Genomic DNA, 24,027 nt, shown 5'->3' with positions numbered 1-24,027 from the left:
AGGGCTTATCCTAAATGAATCCATAAGGATAACACATGAATTCGCGTTTGTTTCGCATCTAGTTTTCAGGGAGCAACTCCTTGAATAAGCAATCCGTTTGGTGGCGATGGCGGAGGGGTCCCACGCGTACCCATCCCGAACACGACCGTTAAGCCCTCCAGCGCCGATGGTACTTGGACCGAAGGGTCCTGGGAGAGTAGGACGTTGCCAAGCGATCAAATACCGTTATCGAGTCAACTCGATGGCGGTATTTTTTATGAGCATGGGACCGTGTAGTCGAGTCCCGAGGGAGTCGAACGCTGCCAAGCGATCGAATACCGTTGTCGAGTCAACTCGATGGCGGTATTTTGATATGCGGGGACTACTCAGGTCAAGTCTTGCGAGAGTCGAACGAACAATGCAACTGGCGAGAACAACTCACTGGTGGCATTTTTCATGCGATTCCCCTCATACTTCTTCATTCCCTTCCACCGACCTATTGCTTTCCACGCCCTTCTGTCGAAATCCCCTTGGTTCAGATGTCGCTTTTTCAGTTCGCTTCCGGTCTCGGCTCGCAATCTCGCTGCAGAATGAATATTCCTACTTTACTATTACAGAGTAATTTTTCCTAGCCCTGAGTGAAGGGGATTTCGACAAAAGGTGCAAAAAAGAAACAAGGAAGGAACTGCCGCAGACCGCATTTCCTCTATACTGAGCGAACGGGATTTCGGCAAAAGGTGCAAAAAAAGAAACGGGGAATGAACTGCCGTAGACCGCATTTCCTCTATACTGAGCGAACGGGATTTCGGCAAAAGGTGCAAAAAAAGAAACGGGGAATGAACTGCCGTAGACCGCATTTCCTCTATACTGAGCGAACGGGATTTCGACAAAGGGTGCAAAAAAAGAGAAGCAGGGAATGAGTCACTTCAACAGGCGCATTTCACCTAGACTGAGGGAAGGGGATTTCGACAGAAGGGCACTGGCGTTGCATTAACTTCTACCGCCCTGCTCCCCAAGTTCGCGGACACAGGAGACGATAATTGTGACAAACGACCCGATTCGACCAGTTTGCGGACAGACGATCCTTTATTTGCGGCAAAAGCGTAAAAATAAGCCCTGCGAGGAACGGATAACGGAATCAATGTCCGTCGAAACAGCGAATAAGCGGTTTTGACGCAAAATAACGGTCGTACGGTCCGGATCGCAATTTCTCAATGCAACGCCATTGGATATTGTTGGCACCAACAAAGGAATCTGCTGGCAAAGATCAGCGGGAAAAAGCTATGCCCACTTTAGCGCAGTATGTCGAAAAAGAGCTCAATAATCGGCAACTGGTATTTTTTTCTGACAAGCAGAACAATTTGTTTTACACTAAGGTGTATCGGCAGGCAGACAGTAGGAGCGCGAAGCGAGTCGAAGCGGAGAAACGCTCACGATGTGCGTAGAAACGCGCATATTTGCCGGTTTTCATAATTGATATAGTTAAAGTGCCGGGGGTGTGAGGCGATTGTGAACCGCATACTGAAAAATCCGCTCAACAAAATGAATGTGAAGCAGCAGCTTATTTTGCTGTTTCTTGTCATGGTCATACCGATCATTATATTAAACGCCTACGGCAACAACAAAGCCGGGCAAATATTGAAGCGGCATGTCACCAATGCTTATATCGAGCTGAACAAGCAAAATTTCAGGCTGATCAACCGCGATATCGAGGCCATCAACAAGGTGACTTCCACCGTGTTCAAGAACACGCTGATTCAACAATTGAATCCGCTTTCTACGGAGGAAACGGTGCTCGAACGGGTGAAAAATTACGAGGAATTGGAAAACCTGCTGATCGTTTATTCCCAGGAAACCGATGAACGCGAGCCGCTATATTATTCTCTGTACATATACGATCCCTTGAATACCTATTTTTTTGCGCCGTTTTATCCGTCTCCGAAGAAATCGGGCGTTTATTTTTTCGCGGACGATGAAAAACCGGAGTGGTTCGATGAGGCCGTCGATAAAAAGGGAAAAGGCTATCTGAGACAAGTCGAGCGTTTATCGCCTCCTTCCAAAGGCCAGGGCAATCAAAAAACATTGGCCTACATCCGGGCCATTAACAGTATTTACAATAACGGAACGATCGGCGTGCTTGTCGTCACGAATTTGGACGCCCGCATTAACGAGTCGCTGCAAACGGTATCGCTTCCGGAAGGAGAGCTATATTTTACCGATTGGGACAACCGCATATTGACCGCAAGTTCGCCCGATCATGGCGCTGTGCTGCAATTGCCGCCGGAGGCGGACCCCGGCGCTTCGGCGATCGGAGTGAAGGACCTCATTACCGACGAATTCATCTATGTTATCAATTACAATGAGGTTCTTCAGCAGAAGCTAGTTTACAAAGTTCCGGTGCAAGCGCTGCTTCAACAGCAAAACGAAATCAAGCAAGTCATTCAGCTTATTTCGATCGCCTATTTGATCATCGGCCTTTTTATCATGCTTTATTTTTGGCGTTCGTTAATGACGCCGCTGCAGAAGCTTGTATATTTCGTCAGAAGGTATGAGCCGGGGAAGGTCGTCCCGGAGACGCCGCGCCGCGATCGGTACGACGAGATCAGCGTTTTGATTAATACGATTTATGATATGGCACGCCGTTTGAATGCGATGGTTCATTATAAGTACACAATGGATTTGAAACAAAAGGAAAGCCAATTGCAACTGCTCTACCAGCAAATCAATCCGCATTTGCTATACAACACGCTAGAGAGCATTTATTGGAAAAGCGAGATGGAGGGTAAGACCGCTTCCGCCGAGATGATCAAGGAATTGTCCAAGTTGATGAAAATCAGCCTGAGCCGGGGCAGGGAGCTAATTACGCTGCAGGAAGAGCTGGAACATGCGTCGGCTTATATCAAATTGCAGCAGCACAGATATGATTACTTGTTTCAAGTTTCCATCGATATACCGGAGGAACTCCTATCGGTCGCTATTCCCAAGATTACGCTGCAGCCGCTTATTGAAAACGCGATTATTCACGGAGTGAAACATATGGGGGAAGACGGCCGAATTTCGATCAGCGCAGCCGGAGACGATGCCAATATATTGATCTTCATCGAGGACAACGGATATAAAGCGGTGGATTACGAAACGATCAATCGGCTGCTGCGCGATGAAAGCCCTAACACGGATTTCGGCTATGGGATCCGCAATATTCAACAACGCATCAGGCTCCACTTCGGACCGGAATACGGGCTGGCGTACGAGAGACGTACGGAAGGCGGGACCAAGGCGACGCTTCATCTGCCTAAATCCGTTCAATTGCCTGAATAAGCTTACAGGGGGAGTTCTTATGTACAATATTTTGATCGTTGACGATGAACCGTTGATTTGCAAAGGGCTGGAAGGATTGCTTACGAAGTCGGGGCTGGAGATCGGCGGCATCTTTACCGCCTATAGCGGACACGAAGCGTTGGATTATATTCGGATGGAAGAGATCGATCTGCTCGTGACGGATATTCAGATGGGAGAAATGAGCGGGATCGAACTGATGCATCAGGCGAAATTGGTCAAGCCTTGGATGCAGACGATTATCATCTCGGCGCATGAAACGTTCCAATATGCGCAAATGGCGCTGCGGCTCGGGGCGAAGGATTATTTGATCAAGCCGCTGAACAGCGAACAATTTCTTGATTCGGTTCGCAACGCCTTGCTCAAAATGGATAAGCCGGTACCGCAAATCGATATGGTGCAGATGCGGGATAATGAGCGCTTTTATATGGAGGAACCGATGCCGGAACATAACGAGCGTCTGAACCGGCTCCTGATCGGAGCCGCGGATGCCATGTCGGAAGAAGCCGAGCGGGAATTGAAGCTTCTGGGGCCTTATTTTTCCGTTCTAAAAATGAAGCTGGATCCCGGCAAAGACGGCGAAGCCGCCGCTACGACCGACAAGGATAGCCGATTGTACCGATATGCGGCGCTTAATATCGCCCAGGAGCTCTTGTTCGGGGAATGGAACGCGCTGCCCTGCTATTCCGCAAAGCGGGAAATCAGTATCGTGCTGCAATGGAACGAGGAGGAATACGCCGAGCTGAGCGCCAACAAGATCAATCAATTGGAGATGATCGGCCGCAGCCTCCATCACCATGTCCATCAATATGTGGGAATTAACGCGACGATCGGAATCAGCCAAATTTTGAAGGGGACGGAATTCGTGCCCGTGCTAAGCCGGCAAGCGGATAAAGCGATCCAATGGGGCGAGAAGCAGGGGGATTATCATGTGTTTTATTACGGCGATTTCAATTGGCATAACTACGCTCACGATCCTTCCGCGGAGGAATTGACGACGCAGGGCAACCGGATTGTTGCCAACGCGAAACGATATATCGAGGAGAACTACAGGCAGAAGGGGCTTACCATTCACGAAGTGGCGAGAAAAAACCACGTCAGTCCCAACTACCTCAGCTATCTGTTCAAAAAGATCACCGGCTTCAATTTATGGGAATACGTCATTCAATTAAGAATGGAAGAAAGCAAATCCTTGCTGCTAAACACCGATATGCGCCGCTACGAAATCGCCGAGCGCGTCGGTTACGAATCCCCGGAACATTTCAGCAAAATATTCAAAAAATATTTCGGCGTCAGCCCAAGCGATTGGAAGAAGTAAAAACGGTTATCATTCACATAGTTTTGCACATGTTCGGAAGCGCCGCCTTTTTTTACAATGGAGGATAGACATTGGAGAGGAATGAGGGGGTCTTATGGAAGAAACGATGATTTCTCCAGGCAACATGGTGCAGGAAACGGCGAAGGGAAGGCGGAACAAATCGAAGAAGATATCGAACTGGAAGAAGTATATATGGGGTTATCTGTTTCTTGTTCCGGCGATCGCTATTTTTATCGTTTTTTTATGGGTACCAATTATTAAAGGAATCGTCTACAGCTTTTACAATATCGATTTTGTAAAAGGAAATACGTTCGTCGGATTTGCCAACTATATTACTATTTTCAAAAATCCCGATGTTTTGCTATCCGTTCGAAACACCTTGTATTTTATGCTGCTGACATTAATTATCGGCTTTTGGGTGCCGATCGCGGCGTCCATTGCCATATCGGAACTGAAGTTTTTCCAGGGCTTTGCGCGGATTGCCGCTTACTTGCCCTTTGTCGTGCCGGGCGTCGTCCTCTACGGCATGTGGAGATGGATGTACGATCCCGTCGGGCCGATCAATGCGCTGCTCGGTTTGTTCGGGGCGGAGCCGATCTCGTTCATTTCGGACGGAAGATGGTCCATGGTGTCGCTCGTCGTCATGGAAACATGGCAGCAGTTCGGTTCCGCGATGCTGATCTACCTGGCCGGCGTCCTCAGCATTCCGAAAGATTGGTACGAGGCGGCGGAAATTGACGGAGCGGGCGTCTGGGCCCGGATCAAACATATTACGCTTCCTTCGATGCGGAATTTAATCGTATTGATGCTTATCTTGCAACTGATCGGCACCTCTCAGGCTTATCAATCCCAGCTTGCCATGCTCGACGGCGGGCCGAACAAGGCCACGTTAACTTACGCCCTTCTCACGGTGAAATATGCGTTCACCAAACTGGATTACGGGGCGGGCACGGCGCTTGGCGTACTGATGTTCCTCGTGCTGAGCGTCCTTGGGATCATTCAATACAAGCTGAACAGGGAGGACTACTAAAATGCAAGAGAGAGGCATATTGTCGGCAGCCGATTTGCGGAAGCCGTTTCATAAAGTCGTATACGGGTTTATGGTGCTGTGCATCGCCGTCATGGCTTTCACGATGTTGTATCCGATCGCGATGACGATGTTCAACGGCTTGAAAAGCAATCAGGAGATTAATACGTTCCCGCCGCGCTTTTTCCCGACGGAATGGCATTGGGACAACTTCCCGAAAGGCTGGAATTATATCGATCTGCCGATGTTTCTTAAAAATACGTTGCTCATCTTCGCGGGCAATCTGCTGATGACGATATTGGTGCTTGGGCTGGCCGCCTTCAGCATATCGCGGATTCGCGTACCGTACAGCCGGGCGATTTATTTTTTCATTCTAATGACGTTGTTCATTCCGGCGTCGAGTTATATGATTCCGAATTTCGTCAACTTGAAGGAATTGGGGCTGTTGAATACGTACTGGGCTTTCTGGCTGCCGGCGGGCGCGAGCGCATATTATTTCCTGCTGATCAAAAACTTCTTCGACGGCATTCATCCGGAAATTTTCGAATCGGCGCGCATCGACGGCGCTTCGGAGTTTACCAGCTATATACGCATTGCGCTGCCGCTGTCCGTCCCGATATTCGCCACATTGGCCATCTTCATTTTTTCCACCGCTTGGAACGATTGGTTTTGGCCGTCGCTCGTCATGCATACGGAAGATAAATATACGCTTGCCACCGCGATTTATAAGTATGTCATCGGCGCCAGATCGCTCGACAGCAGCGTCAAATTCGCCATTTTGTTCATGGTTATGGTTCCGCCGATTTTCGTGTTTCTCGCTTTCCAGAAGTTTATTATACGCAGCGTCAGCTTAACGGCGGTCAAAGGATAACGCAGTTCTTTTGCGTAGCCTTGCACATGATCGCCATACGAATGCACATCGTCTGTTTATCGTCTCTCTTTTAAGATAGATATGTAAGTCATTAACTATACATGGAAAAGGGGAGTATCAATGCGAAAGTTCTCACTATTATTGACTTGCCTTCTGCTATTGGGTTCGCTGCTTGCGGCTTGCGGCGGCAAGAACGAGCCGGAAGTCAAAAGCAATGAAGGGGCTCCGAGCGACAATGGCGGAAACAACCAGACGCAGGCTCAGGGTTCGGCGGACGATATTACGCAGAAAAAAATAACGATCAAGGTTCATTACCCGCTGCCCGACGAGACTACGCTTAGACAGCAGGAAGACGATAAAATCGCCCGCTTTCAGGCGAAGTATCCGAACGTGACCATTATTAAGGACGATTGGGATTACGACGTGAACGAGATCGGCGTGAAGATGGCTTCCAACGAAGCTCCGACGTTCTACAATACTTGGGCCACCGAGGCGAATTTTCTCGTAGAACGCGGATGGGTCGCCGATATTACGGATCTGTGGAACAACTGGGAGTATAAAGATCAAATGAATCCTGTCCTGCAAGAACAATTTATCGTGGACGGCAAAGTCTATGGAATTACCCAGAACGGGTACGTGACATCGACGGTTGTGAACAAAAAACTGGCCGAAGCCAAAGGCGTCACGCTTCCCGGCCTCGATTGGACCTGGGATGACATGTACAATGCGGCGAAAGACATCGCGGATCCGAAAAAAGGCATTTCCGGCATTGCGCCGATGGGCAAAGGGAACGAAGCGGGTTGGAACTGGACCAACTTCTTGTTTGAAGCCGGCGGCGATATCGAGACCGTCGATAACGGTAAAATAACGGCCGTCTTCAATTCCGAAGCGGGCGTCAAAGCGCTGGATTTCTACAAGAAGCTAAGATGGGAAGCGAACGCAATTCCGCAGGACTGGGCGCTCGGATGGGGCGATGCGGTCAACTCGTTCCAGCAAGGCCGGACGGGGATGGTGATCGCCGGAGCGTTCGACGTGCTGCATGCGGCTTTGAATGAAGGCGGCATGAAGCCGGAAGATGTGGTTGCTTATCCGATGCCGGCCGCGGAGAAGGGCGGCAAGCATTACGGTATTCTGGGCGGCAACTATCTCGTCATTAACCCGAACGCGACGAAAGAAGAGCAGGAAATGGCGTTCCGCTATATTACTTTCGATTATTTTACCGACGAAGCGCTGAAATCGGTGGAAGACACCATCCAGGCGCGTAAAGCCGAAGGAAAATATTACGTCCCGACTCCGCTTGAATATTTCAGCGACGATTCGGAATATGCGACCAAAGTAAAAGCGATTTACGAGAAATACGATAATGTGTACCAATACGATCCGCAGCTCTTCGATTTGTTGGAGGGCAAGCCGGAGGCGCAATCCGGCACGCAAGACTATTATGCGGCTATGTCTAACGTCGTACAGGAAACGTTCTCGAAGAAAGATACGGATTCCAAAAAGCTATTGGACGAGGCTGCGAAATTTGTGCAGGAAAATGTATTCGATAAAATCGGTCAGCAATAATCAATCGATAAGCAAGGCGGTTCCGTGCATACGGGGCCGCCTCTTTGACGTGCAAGCGAATGATCTTTGTTCCGTTTGAGGGAAAAAATGGTTGGCGCATTGCTGTAGCGATCTCTATAATAAAGTTCAAAGACTGATAGCCGCGCATAGAGGTGATCCATGGAATTTCCAGTATATATTCATTTGTTCGGGCTTAATATTCATCCGCATTTTCTATTCGAGGCGCTTTCGTATTTTATAGGGTTCCGGTTGTATCTATACCAACGGAAGCGGTACCGTACCGCGAACCCGATCCCGCTGGAGAAGGGGCTTGGGGTTCTGTCCGGCGCCATTGCCGGGGCCGCCGCAGGCTCCAAAATTCTGTACTGGTTTGAAGATCCGCTGCAAACGTTGCAGAAATGGAACGATCTCACCTATCTCATGGAAGGGAAAACGATCGTCGGGGGATTGCTTGGTGGACTGATCGGCGTAGAGATCGCAAAGAAAATCGTAAAGTGGCCTCATTCGACCGGAGACGATTTTGCCATCCCTCTCTGTATCGGCATCGGGATCGGACGCATCGGCTGTTTCCTGACAGGCTTGTCCGACCATACGTACGGCATCGAGACGACCTGGATCACAGGGGTCGATTTCGGCGACGGAGTGCTGCGTCATCCTACGCAAATCTATGAAATCGCCTTTCTCATCGCCTTGCTGCCCGTCTTGGTCCGGCTTAGACGAAACTATCCATTTTCAGGCCTTTCCTTCCAATGCTTTATGTTTATGTATTTGCTGTTTCGTTTCTGGATCGATTTTATCAAACCGACTCCGCATCCGTACATCATGCTGAACAATGTTCAAGTCGCGGCGTTGCTGGGTATAATCTATTACGGATTGTTATTTTGGCGCAACAAACCATCCCTACTGCAAAAGGAGATCTAATGATGCCGAACCGCCCTTACCTGTTTCACGATCTTACGCTTAGCATTTGTTCCACATGTTTGGAAAAAGTAGAGGCAAAAGTGATATTCGAGAACGGCCGCGTTTATCTTCTCAAGACCTGCATGAAGCACGGACGCGAAAAAGTGCTCATCTCCGACGATATCGAATATTACAAAAAATGCCGCGACTTTACGAAACCGTCCGAAATGCCGCTCGTTTGGAACACGCCGATCAAGTACGGCTGCCCTTACGATTGCGGGCTTTGCCCCGACCATGAGCAGCATAGCTGCCTGACGCTTGTCGAGGTGACGGACCAATGCAATTTGCAATGCCCCATTTGTTACGCCGAATCTTCGCCTCACCGCAAATCGTGGCGCAGCCTGGAACAGATCGAAGCCATGCTCGACGCGGTCGTCCGCAACGAAGGGACGCCGGATATCGTGCAGATTAGCGGGGGAGAACCGACGATTCACCCGCAATTTTTCGAAATTCTGGATCTGGCCAAGAGGAAGCCGATTCGTCATCTCATGATTAATACGAACGGAATCCGAATCGCGCGCGACAAGGAATTTGCGCGCCGTCTCGCGGCTTACATGCCGGGAATCGAGCTGTACTTGCAATTCGATTCGTTCGAGCAGGAAGCGCTGTTGGAATTGCGCGGCCAAGATTTGAGAAACATCCGGGAACAGGCGATTGCGCATTTGAACGAATTGAATTTATCCACGACGCTCGTCGTCACGTTGAAAAAGGGCTTGAACGACCATGAAATCGGCAAAATCATTCAATACGCTCTGAAGCAAAGAGCGGTGCGCGGCGTGACGTTCCAACCGATCCAGGCGGCGGGCCGCACCGAGCAATTCGATCCGGCGACCGATCGGCTGACCTTGTCGGAGGTTCGGCGCGGCATTATCGAGCAGTCCGAACTGTTCGCGGCGGAAGACATCATTCCCGTGCCCTGCCATTCGGATTGCCTGGCTATGGGATATGCCCTCAAGCTCGGGGGACGGACGGTGCCCCTGACAAGGCTGATCGATCCGCAGGTGCTGCTCGAGTCAGGCGGCAATACGATCGTGTACGAGCAGGACGAAGTGCTGCGGGGCAAAGTGTTCGAGCTGTTCTCGTTAAACCAGACACCGCTTACCTCCGGATTCAAGCTGCGGGAATTGCTGTGCTGCTTGCCGTTCGTCAAAGTACCGGAACATATCGGTTACGACAATATTTTCCGCGTGATCATTATGCAGTTTCTCGATCCTTACAATTTCGACGTGCGTTCCGTCAAAAAGTCATGCGTACATATCGTTCATCCCGACTTGAGAATCATCCCGTTCGATACGTACAATATATTTTACCGCGACGGGAAGGAAGAGCGATTGCAGGAAATCCGCAGCAAGGCGCTGCGATAAGCCGGTCTGCCGACCGGGAATGGAGGTAGCCTGTGGAGTTATCGAAAAACAAACAAATCGCGTACGCATTGCTTCTATTGATCGGATGCCATATCGTGGCGGCATCGATTACTTCGTTGTGGGGGCTGTTATTTATTGGAGCCGTTCAGCTTGTATACGTCATTCCCTTATGTATCGTATATTATATAAAGAAACTGAAAATTATGATGCATACGACAATCATCGCCGCGGCGATCGTTTTCTTGCTTAATGCGGCGTGTTTCGGTTTGGTTCTCGTAAGCTTTTAGCTTACCGTTAAGGGAACCGGCATCATAGGAGGACCGGCAATATGTATCGAGTACTTATCGTCGAAGACGACGGCAAAATCGCCGCGATTTTAGCCCAAACGTTGGAGAAATACGGTTATGAAGTCGTGCGGGCCGACAATTTTGCCGACATTAAAAAGGAAGTGGAGATGAAAAATCCGCACATTGTGCTGCTAGACATTAATTTGCCCTATTTCGACGGGTATTATTGGTGCAGGCAAATTCGGACCTTCTCGAATGTCCCGATCATTTTCGTATCGGCGCGGGTCGGCAACATGGACCAAGTGATGGCGATCGAGAACGGCGGCGACGATTATATTACGAAGCCGTTTCATCTGGATGTGATTGTAGCGAAAGTGAAAAGCGCGCTGCGCAGAGCTTACGGAGAATATGCGGCGCCGGCGGCGGAACAGGCGGACCAGACGGGCGTGCCCGGCTTGAAGCTGGATCCGTCCCGCAATACGCTGCAATGGCAGGGGCATAAGACGGAATTGACGAAGAACGAATGTTTATTGCTCCAATGCCTCGTCATGAAGCCGGGCGTCATTGTGCCGCGCGAGGAATTGCTGGAACTGCTGTGGGACGACGTTCAATTCGTCGATGACAATACGTTGTCCGTCAATATTACGCGGGTCCGCAAAAAGCTGGAGGAGATCGGCCTTGTCAAGGCGATTGAAACGGTGCGCGGGCAAGGCTACCGCTTCTTGGCGCCGGAGGGGGGAAGCGGCAATGGATGAATGGAGAGCGCCGCGGATCGGTACGTTTTTGAAGGATCGATTGATTTACATCGTTATCTTTTATATCGCGATTCTGCTCGTCTTGCTCGTCGTTTGGCTCGATCTGCTCGGGCTCGGCAAAGTTACCGCGATCAGCGGCAACAGTACGATCTATTTGATTGTGCTGGCTACCGCCGTGCTGGCGGCAGGACTCGCGTTCGACTATATGCGGCAACGGATGTATTATATCAGTTTGCGGCGCTTCGAGGATCATAAGCTCGGGCTTTATACGTTTGTCGGGATGCATCCGGGCGTCACCGACGAGCAGAAATTTATGCATAGCGTCATGGAGAAGCAATTCCGCACGTATTCCGATCAATTGACGGCATATCAGTTGCAGCAGGAGCAGCATCATCATTTTACGAATCAATGGGTGCATCATATGAAGACGCCGGTTTCGGTCATCGATCTCCTGAATCAGCAAGCGAAAGATCTACGGGGCGTCGACGAAGCGCGCGAACTGCTGAACAGCATTCAGGAGGAAAACGAACGGCTGGCGCAAGGGCTGGAAATGATGCTTCATACGGCCAGATTGGACAAGTTCGAGTTCGATCTGCATGTTCGCAAGACCGATCTGCTGAAAGTCGCGCGCCAAGTCGTCAATCAGCATAAAAAAGCATGCATCCGCTGGTCGATCTTTCCGAAGATCCAATGCGACGAGCCGGACATGATCGCGGAGACGGACGAGAAGTGGATCTCATTCGTCGTCAATCAACTGGTGACCAATGCCATTAAATATTCCAAAGAAAAGCCTGGCGATAAATCGCTAACGATTACGCTGCAGCGCGATCCGTTGGACAAGAAGGTGCGCCTCTCGGTGGCGGACGAAGGAATCGGCATCGCGGAGCATGATTTGCCGCGCGTGTTCGACCCGTTCTTTACCGGCGAGAACGGCCGCATTACGGCGGAGTCGACGGGGATGGGGCTATTCCTGTCGAAACAAGTCGTCTCCAGGCTCGGCCACCGCATCGAGATCGAATCGGCGTACAAGAAAGGAACCGTCGTTCATATCATGTTTCATACGGATACGCTGTTCGCCGTGAGTGGCCGGTAGAATAAGGCGTTTGTGACAGAAATGAAAGATTCGAGCCGCGCAATGAAAGACAATTCGATACGTTGGCCATGACGGTCCGGGATATAATATAGGAAAGTATTCAATCGCGGAGGGAAGACATGACTGTATTAAAAACGGAACAGTTATGCAAAATATACGGTTCGAAAAGCAATATGTACTATAAAGCGCTCGACAACATCGGGCTGACGATCGAGGCGGGAGAATTCGTCGGCGTCATGGGCCCGTCGGGCAGCGGCAAAACGACTTTGCTCAATCTACTCGCGACGATCGACAAGCCGACGTCCGGCTATGTGGAAATTAACGGCACGAACCCGGCTCAATTGAACAATAAGCAGCTCGCCTTGTTTCGGCGGCGGAAGCTCGGATTTATTTTCCAGGATTTCAACCTGCTTGATTCCCTTACCTTGAAAGACAATATTATATTGCCGCTTGTTCTGGAAGGAATGGCCGTGAGCGAAATCGAACAACGTTTGCTGAAAACGGCGGAATTGCTCGGCATTCGGGACATTCTCCATAAACGGACGTACGAAGTGTCGGGCGGGCAGAAACAGCGGACGGCGATCGCGCGGGCGATCATTCATGATCCCGCCATTTTGTTCGCCGACGAATTAACGGGCAATCTGGACTCCAAAGCGGCCAAAGACGTGATGGAAGCGTTGCGAAATTTGAACGAGCATATGCATGCCACGATAATGATGGTGACGCATGATCCGTTTGCGGCAAGCTATTGCCGGCGGATTATTTTTATTAAAGACGGCAAATTTTTTGCGGAAATTCGGCGGGGCTCGAACCGGCAAGCCTTTTTCCAGCAAATTTTGGATGCGCTAAGCTTGTTGGGAGGCAATTTCGATGACCTTTCGTCGGCTGGCATTCAATAATATGCGGGGGAACTGGCATCAGTACGGCGCCTTTTTCCTGAGCAGCGTCTTTTCGGTCATGATCTTCTACATCTATGCGGCGTTCATTTTCCATCCGGATATTATCAACGGGCATATCGAAGCGGGGGACGGGGTTCGCATGGGCCTTATCGCTTGCGAATTTATCATCCTTATTTTCTCGTTCCTGTTCATTTGGTATTCCACCTCCGCTTTTATTAATTCCCGCAAAAAAGAGTTCGGCCTGCTGACTTTGTTCGGGATGACGAGAGGCCAAATGAAGCGAATGGTATTTTATGAAAATATGATCGTATCCGTTGTGGCGATCGGGGTAGGCATCGGCTGCGGCCTTCTGTTCAGCAAGCTGTTCTTTATGGCGATCGGTGCGATCTTGCGGCTGCAGCGGCCGATTCCGTTTCACATATCGAGCCAGGCGCTGCTGCTGACAGCGGTCGGGTTTTTCGCATTGTTCCTGTTCATTACGCTGCTCGCCGTATTCCGGATCCGCCGGGTCGAAATCGTCGATTTGCTGAAAGCGTCCAAAGAGCCGAAACGTTGGCCGCTCCATTCGAAATGGCTGGTCGTATTAACGGCGGTTTGTTTGGCTTTATGTTATTACATGGCTTATACCATGACGATGTACAGTTTCGTTCTCTTTTTCTTTCCCATATTGGGAACGGTCATCGTCGGAACGTATTTTTTGTTTACTCAGGCAAGCGTCGCGATTTTGAAAGCATTGCAGCGCAACAAAGGGATCTATTACAAGCGGACCAACCTGATTACGGTGTCGCAGCTCGTCTTCAAAATGAAGGATAACGCGCGAATATTGTTTATGGTGTCGATTTTAAGCGCGGTCATTTTGACGGCTTCCGGCACGTTCTATGTGTTCGATCAGAGCACGAAACAGCAAATGCGTTTGAACTTTCCGCAGACGATCAACGTCATGGAGAAGGGGCTTCATGCCCATCGCGTCATCGATCCCGAATGGATGAAAGAAGTGTTGCGCCGGGACGGCTTGCAAATTCAATATGAGATCGCGATCGTCGGCGTGCCGATGGTTGTGCAGGAGAAGTTCCGCGAGCGGAAGTTTCTGATCGTTTCGATCAACGACTATAACGATGCATTGGCGAAAATAGGGCAGCCGAAGCTGGAGGTCGAGCCGGGACATGCGATACAAATATACCCTTATATCGCAGGAGGCGGAGGATCGACTCCTCTTGAGAAGACGGTGCAAGGTTTCGTTAACGGAAGGCCGATCGAAATGATCGTCGATCGCGAAATTAGCGGCACTGCGATCGGTCCCCGTTTCGAATGGTCCTTCCTGATGCTCGTAAGCGAAGGGAAGTACGAGGAAACGATCCGCTCCGTGCCCGACGAGAACAAAATCGTCATCTACGGTTATGAAGTGAAGCATTGGGAGAACATGGCTCCAACGATCGAAAAATTAAAGGCTAAGGTGCCCGAAGACGAACAGGTCAACTTCAGCTCCCGCGTCGAGCCGTATATCGAACTGAAACAGTTTAGCTCGCTTACGCTTTTTATCGGCATTTTCGTCAGCGTCCTGTTTTTCATCGCATCCGGAAGCATGATCTACTTCAAGCTGTTTACGGAAATCGAGGGAGACCGGGAGCAGTTCAAAGCGTTGACGCGCATCGGCATGACGTCTAAGGAGATCAGGCGGGTCGTCACGGCGCAGATCGGCATCATTTTCTTTGTTCCTTGCATTGTTGGCATTATTCATACGATTTTTTCTATGAAATCGCTTAGCAATTTGCTGGCGATCGATGTCAGAAATTATGCGATCGTCGTCTTCGTCGCTTTTCTGGCCATGCAAACTTTATACTTTTGGACGGCGCGCAAAACGTATTTGCGGCGCATAATGCGGGAAACGGTGTAACGGTTGCAATTGTTGAATCTCCGCAAATGAACTATAATAAGAGAAAGTCGATTCACGATGCTTGGGGGAAGAAATGGGCGCATTGCAAATCGTATTGGTCGTCATCTTTTTGGTCATGAATGTCATTAGCTATGTTGCGATGTCCGTCGATAAGCGCAGAGCCGTCCGCCGCGGGCGAAGGGTGCCGGAGCGAACTCTGTTCATCCTGGCGGCGCTCGGAGGGGCGCTTGGCTCGATTGCGGCGATGGTGCGCAAGAGGCATAAGACGAAGCATTGGAGTTTTCGGCTTGGAATGCCGCTTCTTCTCGTGGTAAACGTACTGGTTTACGGTTATTTTATGTGAAGAGAGGGATGTACATGTTGTTCTCAAGAATTTTGGTAGCTTACGACGGTTCGAATCAATCGAAGAAAGCGTTGGACAAAGCGATTCAGTTAACGAAAGCGAATCCGTTCGCTTCGCTCGAAGTGCTGCATGTATTCGATTTCCCGCGTTATTATTTTGCGGATGCGCTCGTCACAGCGCCGGTGAGGCCGGATAACCACCTGTTCGAATTAGCCGACAAGACGGTCGAAGAGGCAAAAGAAGCCGTCGCCTCGCTCGCCAACAAGCATCATGTCGAAATGAAGCAAGGCCCGCCGGCCAAGACGATTTTGGAGTATGCGGCGGAAATGAACAGCGATCTGATCGTGCTCGGCAGCCGGGGACTTGGCGCGATCCGCGAATTTGTGCTCGGCAGCGTCAGCCATAACGTTGTGCAGCACGCCAAAGTGCCGGTGCTTGTGATTAAGTAGGGAATAAAGGGAGAGGACCTGGAGGCGTTTGTTTGGAAGAGCCTTCGGGTCTTTTTGTGATGGAACGGATCGGGAAGGCCGAGTCGGGTGGAGTTTTTCCGATGCCGACCGTACCGTTGTCGAGAGCGAGAGCGTTTGATGACGGTATTGGTGCGGGTGCGGTGGAAACGGCGTCGTGCGGGGGGGCGGGCAGGGAGGCAGGCGGGCAGGCAGGCGGGCGGGCCAATTAGCGGTAAAACCTGGAGCTAGTTTTTCTTGTGAAGCGGAAAATGGGATTTTAGCGGTATTTTGCGGAGTTAATTTTGAGGCGGACAGACGAATACGTTGAATTTCCATAAATTAGCAGTAGTTTTTACCGGTAGTGAGCGCAAACGGCGACAACGCCGAAAATTAACGCCAGATTTTACCGTTAGTGAGCGCAAACGGCGATGACATTGCAAATTAACGCTAGATTTCACTGGCAGTATTGCAAATGACGAAAACGCCGCAAATTAAACGCCAGATTTTGGAGGATGCTCGGTGAACCGATCTCCTGAGCTGCCTTGGTATTTGGGAGGGCAAAGTTCCTCATAAGGCACATTCGTATCGAACAAGGGAAGTATGCCGAGGCCAAGCGCCTTCTGAGCATTGTACATATAGTTAAGCTCGTGAAATCAAAGTGATATGTTACAATTGGCATTGACTGAACGCAGCCTCAAGTCCCTTCAAGTGAACTGCCAGGAAATGTGAAGGAATAGCGGTCTATCCGAGCAATCATGGCTCTGGGAAGTTCCCGGAATTGCCTGTCGGCAATCCCGGGGACTCAGGAGTTTCACTTAAGGGTTCGAGACGCCGTTCAACAACTCTAAACGCTGCAGCAAGTTGTAGACGGCTTGCGCGCTCTCGGCGCGAGTGGTCAAACTTTGCGGATCGAAACGGTTGTCGCTTTTGCCTGCAATGAGGCCGTTCGCTCGGGCAAGGTTGACCGATGGTTTCGCCCAGCCGCTAATGGCCGATTCGTCGGCAAAAATGTTTTCCTCGCCGCGATGCGTGTTGCCGTTGTCACGCTCGCCCTCCCCCGCCGCTTGCATCGCGCGAACGAGCATTAGCGCCATTTGCTCGCGGGTGATCGGCTCGTTCGGAGCGAACGTGCCGTCTTCGAATCCGAGTGCGACGCCGTTAGCCGCAGCCGCGGCAACCGGCTCCGCATACCAGGCATTCGAAGGCACGTCGGAGAAGCCAGTCCGATCATTCCCTTCCAGATGGAGCGCGCGAACGAGCAATGCGGCGAACTCCGCACGGGTTATGTTGCGAGCCGGAGCGAATTCCTCCGCGGATAGGCCGGTTGCAATTTGTTTCGCGCTCAAGACTTGCACGGCATGTGTGCTCCAATGATGAGCGGGCATATCCCCGAATGTTTTCTTATATTCCAGCAGGATGTATTGGCCCGGGCGGCCGATTTCCGCCGTCATGGAGCTGCCGTCCCATTTCCCGCCGACATAAGCGAGCGTTCCGTCGTCCCGGACGGCATACAAGCCGACCAGCTCCGGATTCGCCGCCGGACTCGCCGGAAGCGAAACGGCAATGGGCGGATCGAATGCGGCAAACGCGCGCGTGCCGCTCGCCGTCGTGACGGCAAGACCGAGCTCGAACATTTCGCTTGCCGCGCTCAGATTGGCGCGCTCGTTACGGGCAGCGCCCGCGAGCAGCGCTTTTTGCCGTTCCCCCGACACCGTAGGGACGGAAACCGCAATTTGCGCATCGTTCCGCTCATTTCCGGGGATCGATTGGAACGCCGACTGCAATAATTTGCTCGCAAGTTGGAACGTACCGTTTCCGCCGGAGAGTTCAAGCGATCGTTCGCCCAGCAATTCATAGGCGTTTGCAGGCATGACGACCTGATGGATTCGATCCGTCAGCTCGATGCGTACTGTTTGGTCGCCCTGCTTGAAGTCAACCGGTCCCAGCACGATTTGACCGGGTTGCTCCTCGGCCGTGCCCGGCTTCGAAGCGCCGGACGATGGCTGCGAACTTGACGACGAGGACGTACCGGATCCCCCGGAGCCCGGACGGTCGCCGCCGGACGGCTTCGAGGTTACGGTAAGCGCAAACGTCAAGACATGATCGCCGTCGGTGGCGGAGATGACGGTTCGGCCGACGGCTTTCGCTTGGATCGCTCCGGTTGGACTCGCTTCCGCAACCGCGGGATCGCTGCTGGCGAACGTGTACGATTCCGTAGCATCGATCGGTTGGGCGCTGCCCTGTGCGCGCGTTACGTTCGCCTGGGCCGTTTCGCCGACTTTCATCTCAGAAGGAATGCCGCGGATAGAATCGGTACCGTAGGCGTCCCAATGCTCCAAATTCAATTTGAGCATGCGGTCCATCACGTAAGTGGTCGTAAATCGGTATTTCGTCGCCCCGGATTCGAAGACGACATACAGATCGTCGCCGATACCGACAATGCCTTCCGACATCGGCAATATCGTCAATCGGCTGTTGTTTGGTTTGGCCGATTCGCCGTCCAGAAACCATACGGGAACCGATTGCCCGCCGAAGACCGCCGTCGTATGCGGGTCTTCGCTTAACGGATTGTTGTAACGGAACAGATCGCTGTCTTTATTGCGTCCGTAAGAAGTGCTCAGAATGATGCTGTCGTCGCGAATGACAGCGCCCTGCACTTTTTCCCTGATGGAAAGAATCGAATCGGGCACGACAGCGTTGTTTACATTCCCGTCCCATTTGCCCGCAGGCAGCTCATCCGTTGCCGGATCGAGACGGTATGCCGCCATCCAAGCGTAATGGAGATCGCCGTCGCGGTTCGTCAGATGATGGCTCGGGTCTGTCGGATAGCTTGCGCTCTCGTAAAATTCCCCGACCCACAACGTATCGTCGGCATACGTCACGAAGGCGGCTTCCGTCACGACCGGAATTCGGCCTTGAAATTGAACCTGACCGCTGTCCCCGGCAGCGACGATATCGTTCTTGTCAAGCCGGTACAGATATTGCTCAGAAGCGATCCATACATGCTTCCGGCTGACGGCTACGCCGCCGGCATGCCCGGTGTAAGGTTGCCCGTTCTCTTCGTATAAAACGACGGATTTGAGTAACGAACCGCTGCCTGCATCCATAATCGAGAGGGTAGCCGGCCTGCCGTCGTTCAAGTACGCCACGACGAGCAGCCAATGATGTTCTTGATCGTACGCGAGGCCTTGCGGAACCAAATCCTGCTTCAGACCCGGAATGACCGGCCCTTCCGCGCTCACATCCCACATCGTTTGGTAAGCGGGATCTTTCGGGTGATCGGCCCGTTGTTCCTGCGTAATCATTTGATGTCCGGGCTCGGCCGTTGCCGCCGCAGACTTCATTGACTCGTTGCCCGCCGCGTCTTCCGCGGTCAATTCGAACGTATACGTTTCGTTGCCGGTCAACAGATAGACGCTAAACTCGTGAATATCCGCGCTAACCGTATGCTCCAAGCGTCCGTTCTTGTATATATTGTAACGGGCGACATCCGCTTCGCCATTCGGGGTCCAACGGAGCAGGACGGTCCCGTCTCCGCCCTCGGCCGTCAAGCCTGTCGGCGCGGCGGGAGGCTCATGGTCGCCATCCTTGAGCGGCGCTTGCCCTTGGACGATCGTTCCGGGCGTCGGCGGCTGTTTGCCCGCCACCTTGCGCATCGTTACACCGCCATCCTCCGGATAGGCATACACGACGCTTTTGCCGAGAGCGACATCGTCCTGGGCGTATTCGGCTTTGCGAATTTCATTGCCTTCCGCATCCAGCAGCGTTACCGTCGCTCCGCCATTGACCAGCCCGCCGATATCTTCGGCGATATACAACTGGTCCTCGGCAATAAATTTGCTCGGATACGAAGCGTAATAATAATGATTAAATCCTTCCAGCGTCAGCGGGCTAATTTCCGCTCTTCTCGTCCACACGACGATTGTCCCGCCGGGAGGGACGACGACGGAACGGTCGATCGTCTTCGTCCAGCTTGACGATTTTAACGCATACCCTTGCAAATCAACCGCATCATCGCCCGCATTGTACAGTTCGACATACTCGAACGCATCGTAACTTGCATAGTTGTCCGTATCGGGTACCAGTTCCGTAATGAGCAGATCGGAACGAACCGGCGGGAGGGTCGAAGGACCTGCCGTAATCGCGGCGGGAACCGATTCGTTGCCGGCCCGGTCGACAGCCGTTACTTTAAATTCGTACTGCCGCTCCGGCACGAGCGGCGCCACCTTAGCCGAATAGACGGTTGCCGGAACCGCGGCGAATATCGTATCGTTCACGTACACATTGTAATTCCGCATATCCGGTTCGGCGTTTGCGCTCCAACTCAAGGTGACGCTGTCCGGCGCGGAGGCTGCTTTGAGCTCTTGAGGCGCATGCGGCGGATCGTTGTCGACGACGGCTTGAGGCGTAGCCTTTACAGGCGCGGACGCGGGAGATTCGTCTCCGTTATCGTCGACGGCCGTAACGCGGAAGGCGTATTCATCATCGTTCTCGAGCGCTTCGATGGCGTATGTTATGCCCGTTACCGATTGCGGCAATCGGATGCCGCTTTGATAGATGATGTAGTGGGACGCTTGGTCAACGGCGTTCCAGGAGAGCGTTACGGTCCGATCGCCGGGTTGTGCCGAGACCGCTGCGGGAGCGGCAGGGCCGGGTGCTTGTCCGTCAAGAACGACGCCCGGGGTTGCGGCTTGGCCGTTGCCGATTCTCTCCATTTCAACTCCGCCGCCGGCGGGATGCCGGTAAATGACGCTTTTATCCAAATTCCCTTTGCCGTCTTGGGCGCCGTCATTGATATAGGCGGAGCTGATCAATCGGCCTGCGGGATCCGCAATGCCCAACTTCCGTTTGTCGGTATCATGCAATCCTTGGGCCGAGGTGGTCAGCTTCACTTCGATGACCTGCTCGGGCGTGAGGCGTACGCCGTAATTTGCATTGAAATCCCAGAGGGGGGCGTCCGGATAATCGAACTTTTTCAGCCACAGCACCATGACGCCTTTCGCGTCGATCGTTTTGCTCGGTAGCGTCCAATTGTTGGTTACGGACGTGAAATTGTCGGCGGCCTTCGTAAAATACTGCAAGCGATAGCCTTTCAAATCGATCGCATGGGACGTATTGTTGTAAATTTCCACATACTCATAAGGCTGTCCGGTCTCGCTGGATGCGGGCACGATCTCCGTAATCATCAACTCCGGAGCGGGCGTTTCCGCATAAGCCTGTCCTGCCGGCGCGAAGCCGAAGGGCTGCGCCATCGCCAAGGCGAGCAGCAAAGGCAGCGCAATCGCTTTTTTCCATTTTCTCAGCAATTTTGTTCTCCTCCTTGTCATGTAATCTAAAATATATGAAAAAAAGCCCTGGGCTCCGAACATCCATAGGATATCCGGTACCCGGGCTTTCTCCATATCTCGAACCCGTTCACAATTTAGACAAAATCATATCTTCATCATACAATGAAACGATCGGAATGAGATATGGGACTAATGGACTATTTATTATTTTTTTGAGCCCTGCCCGAGCCGAATTTCTTCAAGAAAAAGACCTCAACTTCCACTTTGCAGTGTAATTTGGGGTCCTTTCGCGTTTAAATTGGACGTTTCATCTCATGCGAACACTTTTGGGACAGCTCCTGAATACTTTAGCTGAGATTTTCATGCTAGATTTATACGCGGGAGATCATGGATGTTTATCGCTTAGCCCAACCGCTAACATTACGGATTAACTGTTATCTTAATAAGATTTCCATTGCTGTCGTAGTGAAAGGAGCGGATTACTTTCCCTATCGGTTCTAGTGTAATGTTATCCAGTCGTCCTGCGTTGTAGTGGTATTTGAGATCGACTGTTGACCATGCTGCATTGCTTGCAGGAGACACATTTCCCAATGCATCCTTTGCCTTTACCGTGAACAGATCATTGTTGCTCATAGTCACCCCTGTTGCAATATACCTGGTGAGGCCATTCGTTACTGTGTCCAATAATACTCCCCTGTTGTAAATTTCGTACTTTGTAATGGTTTCTTTTGCAAGCGGAGCATTCCAGGTCAACATATAGCTCGAAGATGATAAGCGCGTGAGTGTCAAATTTGAAGGTGTTATAGAATCATGGAAGCTGGCTACCATAAACCGAGTATCTAAGGCTGATCGTGCTTTTAATTTGATATAGTATGAGGTTCCTGCGCTTAAATTCATCTCAACTCTGGAAAACAGAGTGTTGTTATAATTGTCATTAGAAGCCAATAAGGATGAGAATTCCGGGTCTGCATATACTTCCAATAAAGTGTCATTGGTACCTTCTAGACCTCCGTAAGGCGAAGTCCAGAACACATACTGTTCCGATATGTTGGTAGTAAACTTGAAATGAACTGCCTTCGTATTAAAAGGCTCTCTTACATCGTAAGCTATATTTGGCAATATCTCTTTGGTAGCTATACTCCTGGAAGTAGCTATAACTCTAACCTTAATATCTGTTGCATAATCTCTGATTACAACATAGTAATTTCTTCCACCGTCCAAGCTCAGGTTACCTACACCGCCATTACCCCATCCGAATAATTCATATAGTCTTTCATCATATACGCTAACAACGGTGTATGGGGGATAGTCGTCCGTCGGAATTCCTCTGAAATAATCAGTCCGGATATCGTAGCTTCCATTTGTAGGCGCCCTAAATTCTAATACCCATGTATTCGTACCAGGCACATCGACATCAGACGGTATATCCAGCACAAGGTCCACATTGCCGGCGTGGACAATCTGAATCCTCGAATGTAGGAAGTCGAAGGGAATGATTTTGATATAGTAGGTTATTCCCGCTTGCATATAATATGTTACTAAAGACTCATCCCCAGCCAGACTCATCGAAAGTTTTTCATCAGAATAGATCCGGATTCCAGCATCATTATTGCTTCCGAACCCACCATACGGCCCAGTAAAGATCGTATACTCGGATGATTGCGATGGAGTAAACTTAAGAACTGCAAATTGCTCGGGAGGCAATGAGATGTCCACCGGCTTATTTAGTTCAATAATTGGTTTCTTAGTAACCGTTACAGTTGATCTTGGATCGCTCATATTTGTTATGATTTTCATTGTATATTTAGTATCTGCGTTGAGACTGATTGTAATGATTGTCTTGTTGCTTTGAGATGAAATGATTGGATGCAAGTTATAGTGATCTTTCCAGATCGCAAAATCAATATCCATCTCTGAATTTTGATCAAATGGAATTATCGTAAATTGATAAACAGCGCTGGATGAAGGAGTAAATTCAAATATGGTTGAAACATTATTATCTATGACTGTTGGAACATCCAGTAAAAACGTCGGAAGCTGCTGTGCAGATTTTGGGTGCACAAAATTAATTTTATTGACTGTTGGGTTTGGAGAATTCAATTTAGTGTTAGCATTTAGTCTTGCTTCAAAGAGTTCAATAGCGTTTTCGTATTGCTGCACTAATGGTCTAAAGCTTGCTGGAGATTGTGATTCCTTGTGAAGTGAACTGTTGTCTGTAAGAAGATCATAGTATTTCTGAACAATTTCTTTTAATAATGCAATATCGTTTTGTTTATAGGCCTTCTCGCTCAGATGCTCCAAGTAGTTACTCATGTTTAGAAGTTTCCGGTCGATATCAAACATTGTTTCATCGGTCTGTCCTTGCTGAATTTCAACAGGCACATCGTCTGCTGTCAGCGCATATGTACTAGGATGAGGAAGAGATAATAGAAATAATAAAACCACTATCGATGAAATTAATGGTTTTTTCATACCTAACTGTTAATGCTAACGCATAATGCCCTGAGATTGACGGTGTAAGTTGTCCTGCTATTGACGGTCAATCTGACCAGTTTCGGATATACGAGAGGGAGAATTATGATAATTCTCCCTGAATCA

17 protein-coding genes and 1 rRNA gene are annotated in these 24,027 nt (G+C 50.6%); 16 read left to right on the top strand and 2 right to left on the bottom strand.

Annotated features, from left to right (window positions below; all coding sequences use genetic code 11):
- Window positions 1–96 precede the first annotated feature (96 nt).
- The 16 genes from rrf (at window position 97) to KQI79_RS25200 (ending at window position 16,371) form a co-directional block, all read left to right on the top strand.
- Window positions 97–213, top strand: a 5S ribosomal RNA gene (rrf, locus tag KQI79_RS25275).
- Window positions 214–1,521: 1,308 nt separating this feature from the next.
- Window positions 1,522–3,297 carry a sensor histidine kinase gene (locus KQI79_RS25270; RefSeq protein ID WP_216541129.1) on the top strand — a complete coding sequence of 592 codons (1,776 nt, stop codon included), beginning with the start codon at window positions 1,522–1,524 and terminating at the stop codon, window positions 3,295–3,297.
- 19 nt (window positions 3,298–3,316) lie between these two features.
- Window positions 3,317–4,633, top strand: coding sequence for a response regulator transcription factor (locus KQI79_RS25265; protein WP_216541126.1), 1,317 nt, complete (start codon window positions 3,317–3,319; stop codon window positions 4,631–4,633).
- Window positions 4,634–4,727: 94 nt separating this feature from the next.
- The gene (locus tag KQI79_RS25260; protein ID WP_216541125.1) at window positions 4,728–5,663 is read left to right on the top strand and encodes a carbohydrate ABC transporter permease; all 936 of its coding nucleotides are present in this window, start codon (window positions 4,728–4,730) and stop codon (window positions 5,661–5,663) included.
- A 1-nt stretch (window position 5,664) separates the two neighbouring features.
- Window positions 5,665–6,531: a carbohydrate ABC transporter permease gene (locus tag KQI79_RS25255; protein ID WP_216541124.1), complete on the top strand. Its 867-nt coding sequence runs from the start codon at window positions 5,665–5,667 to the stop codon at window positions 6,529–6,531.
- 120 nt (window positions 6,532–6,651) lie between these two features.
- On the top strand, window positions 6,652–8,097 hold the full coding sequence (locus tag KQI79_RS25250) for an ABC transporter substrate-binding protein (RefSeq protein ID WP_216541123.1): 1,446 nt from the start codon (window positions 6,652–6,654) through the stop codon (window positions 8,095–8,097).
- A gap of 159 nt (window positions 8,098–8,256) precedes the next feature.
- Window positions 8,257–9,018 carry a prolipoprotein diacylglyceryl transferase family protein gene (locus KQI79_RS25245; RefSeq protein WP_216541122.1) on the top strand — a complete coding sequence of 254 codons (762 nt, stop codon included), beginning with the start codon at window positions 8,257–8,259 and terminating at the stop codon, window positions 9,016–9,018.
- On the top strand, window positions 9,018–10,421 hold the full coding sequence (locus tag KQI79_RS25240) for a radical SAM protein (RefSeq protein ID WP_253298409.1): 1,404 nt from the start codon (window positions 9,018–9,020) through the stop codon (window positions 10,419–10,421). Before KQI79_RS25245 ends, KQI79_RS25240 begins: the two co-directional genes overlap by 1 nt.
- 32 nt (window positions 10,422–10,453) lie before the next feature.
- On the top strand, window positions 10,454–10,708 hold the full coding sequence (locus KQI79_RS25235) for a hypothetical protein (protein WP_216541121.1): 255 nt from the start codon (window positions 10,454–10,456) through the stop codon (window positions 10,706–10,708).
- 41 nt (window positions 10,709–10,749) lie between these two features.
- Complete coding sequence (locus KQI79_RS25230; RefSeq protein WP_216541120.1) at window positions 10,750–11,463, top strand: response regulator transcription factor; 714 nt, start codon at window positions 10,750–10,752, stop codon at window positions 11,461–11,463.
- Window positions 11,456–12,556: a sensor histidine kinase gene (locus KQI79_RS25225; RefSeq protein WP_216541119.1), complete on the top strand. Its 1,101-nt coding sequence runs from the start codon at window positions 11,456–11,458 to the stop codon at window positions 12,554–12,556. The genes KQI79_RS25230 and KQI79_RS25225 overlap by 8 nt, the downstream gene beginning before the upstream one ends.
- Window positions 12,557–12,675: 119 nt before the next feature.
- Window positions 12,676–13,455 carry an ABC transporter ATP-binding protein gene (locus KQI79_RS25220; RefSeq protein WP_216541118.1) on the top strand — a complete coding sequence of 260 codons (780 nt, stop codon included), beginning with the start codon at window positions 12,676–12,678 and terminating at the stop codon, window positions 13,453–13,455.
- Window positions 13,427–15,349, top strand: coding sequence for an ABC transporter permease (locus KQI79_RS25215; RefSeq protein WP_216541117.1), 1,923 nt, complete (start codon window positions 13,427–13,429; stop codon window positions 15,347–15,349). The genes KQI79_RS25220 and KQI79_RS25215 overlap by 29 nt, the downstream gene beginning before the upstream one ends.
- 73 nt (window positions 15,350–15,422) lie before the next feature.
- Window positions 15,423–15,692, top strand: coding sequence for a DUF1294 domain-containing protein (locus tag KQI79_RS25210; RefSeq protein WP_483311411.1), 270 nt, complete (start codon window positions 15,423–15,425; stop codon window positions 15,690–15,692).
- Between the two features lie 14 nt (window positions 15,693–15,706).
- Window positions 15,707–16,141 (top strand): universal stress protein, encoded by a 435-nt coding sequence (locus KQI79_RS25205; RefSeq protein WP_216541116.1) that lies wholly within the window; start codon window positions 15,707–15,709, stop codon window positions 16,139–16,141.
- A 32-nt stretch (window positions 16,142–16,173) separates the two neighbouring features.
- Complete coding sequence (locus tag KQI79_RS25200) at window positions 16,174–16,371, top strand: hypothetical protein (RefSeq protein WP_216541115.1); 198 nt, start codon at window positions 16,174–16,176, stop codon at window positions 16,369–16,371.
- Between the two features lie 585 nt (window positions 16,372–16,956).
- Here KQI79_RS25200 and KQI79_RS25195 read toward each other — a convergent pair.
- Together KQI79_RS25195 and KQI79_RS25190 are read right to left on the bottom strand one after the other, a co-directional pair.
- Window positions 16,957–21,447: an S-layer homology domain-containing protein gene (locus tag KQI79_RS25195; RefSeq protein WP_216541114.1), complete on the bottom strand. Its 4,491-nt coding sequence runs from the start codon at window positions 21,445–21,447 to the stop codon at window positions 16,957–16,959.
- A gap of 402 nt (window positions 21,448–21,849) precedes the next feature.
- Window positions 21,850–23,901: a fibronectin type III domain-containing protein gene (locus KQI79_RS25190; RefSeq protein WP_216541113.1), complete on the bottom strand. Its 2,052-nt coding sequence runs from the start codon at window positions 23,899–23,901 to the stop codon at window positions 21,850–21,852.
- Between the last annotated feature and the right edge of the window lie 126 nt (window positions 23,902–24,027).

Origin of the sequence: Paenibacillus sp. MSJ-34, assembly GCF_018918005.1 — a bacterium.
In the GTDB taxonomy this organism is placed as follows: Bacteria; Bacillota; Bacilli; order Paenibacillales; family Paenibacillaceae; genus MSJ-34.
This window is presented reverse-complemented; position numbering and strand designations above follow the sequence as displayed.

Excerpts from the sequence above, each read along its gene's own strand:
- KQI79_RS25270 (WP_216541129.1), top strand. The coding sequence starts at position 1,522 with ATGAATGTGAAGCAGCAGCTTATTTTGCTGTTTCTTGTCATGGTCATA.
- KQI79_RS25265 (WP_216541126.1), top strand. The coding sequence starts at position 3,317 with ATGTACAATATTTTGATCGTTGACGATGAACCGTTGATTTGCAAAGGG.
- KQI79_RS25260 (WP_216541125.1), top strand. The coding sequence starts at position 4,728 with ATGGAAGAAACGATGATTTCTCCAGGCAACATGGTGCAGGAAACGGCG.
- KQI79_RS25255 (WP_216541124.1), top strand. The coding sequence starts at position 5,665 with ATGCAAGAGAGAGGCATATTGTCGGCAGCCGATTTGCGGAAGCCGTTT.
- KQI79_RS25250 (WP_216541123.1), top strand. The coding sequence starts at position 6,652 with ATGCGAAAGTTCTCACTATTATTGACTTGCCTTCTGCTATTGGGTTCG.
- KQI79_RS25245 (WP_216541122.1), top strand. The coding sequence starts at position 8,257 with ATGGAATTTCCAGTATATATTCATTTGTTCGGGCTTAATATTCATCCG.
- KQI79_RS25240 (WP_253298409.1), top strand. The coding sequence starts at position 9,018 with ATGATGCCGAACCGCCCTTACCTGTTTCACGATCTTACGCTTAGCATT.
- KQI79_RS25230 (WP_216541120.1), top strand. The coding sequence starts at position 10,750 with ATGTATCGAGTACTTATCGTCGAAGACGACGGCAAAATCGCCGCGATT.
- KQI79_RS25225 (WP_216541119.1), top strand. The coding sequence starts at position 11,456 with ATGGATGAATGGAGAGCGCCGCGGATCGGTACGTTTTTGAAGGATCGA.
- KQI79_RS25220 (WP_216541118.1), top strand. The coding sequence starts at position 12,676 with ATGACTGTATTAAAAACGGAACAGTTATGCAAAATATACGGTTCGAAA.
- KQI79_RS25215 (WP_216541117.1), top strand. The coding sequence starts at position 13,427 with ATGACCTTTCGTCGGCTGGCATTCAATAATATGCGGGGGAACTGGCAT.
- KQI79_RS25210 (WP_483311411.1), top strand. The coding sequence starts at position 15,423 with ATGGGCGCATTGCAAATCGTATTGGTCGTCATCTTTTTGGTCATGAAT.
- KQI79_RS25205 (WP_216541116.1), top strand. The coding sequence starts at position 15,707 with ATGTTGTTCTCAAGAATTTTGGTAGCTTACGACGGTTCGAATCAATCG.
- KQI79_RS25190 (WP_216541113.1), bottom strand. The coding sequence starts at position 23,901 with ATGAAAAAACCATTAATTTCATCGATAGTGGTTTTATTATTTCTATTA.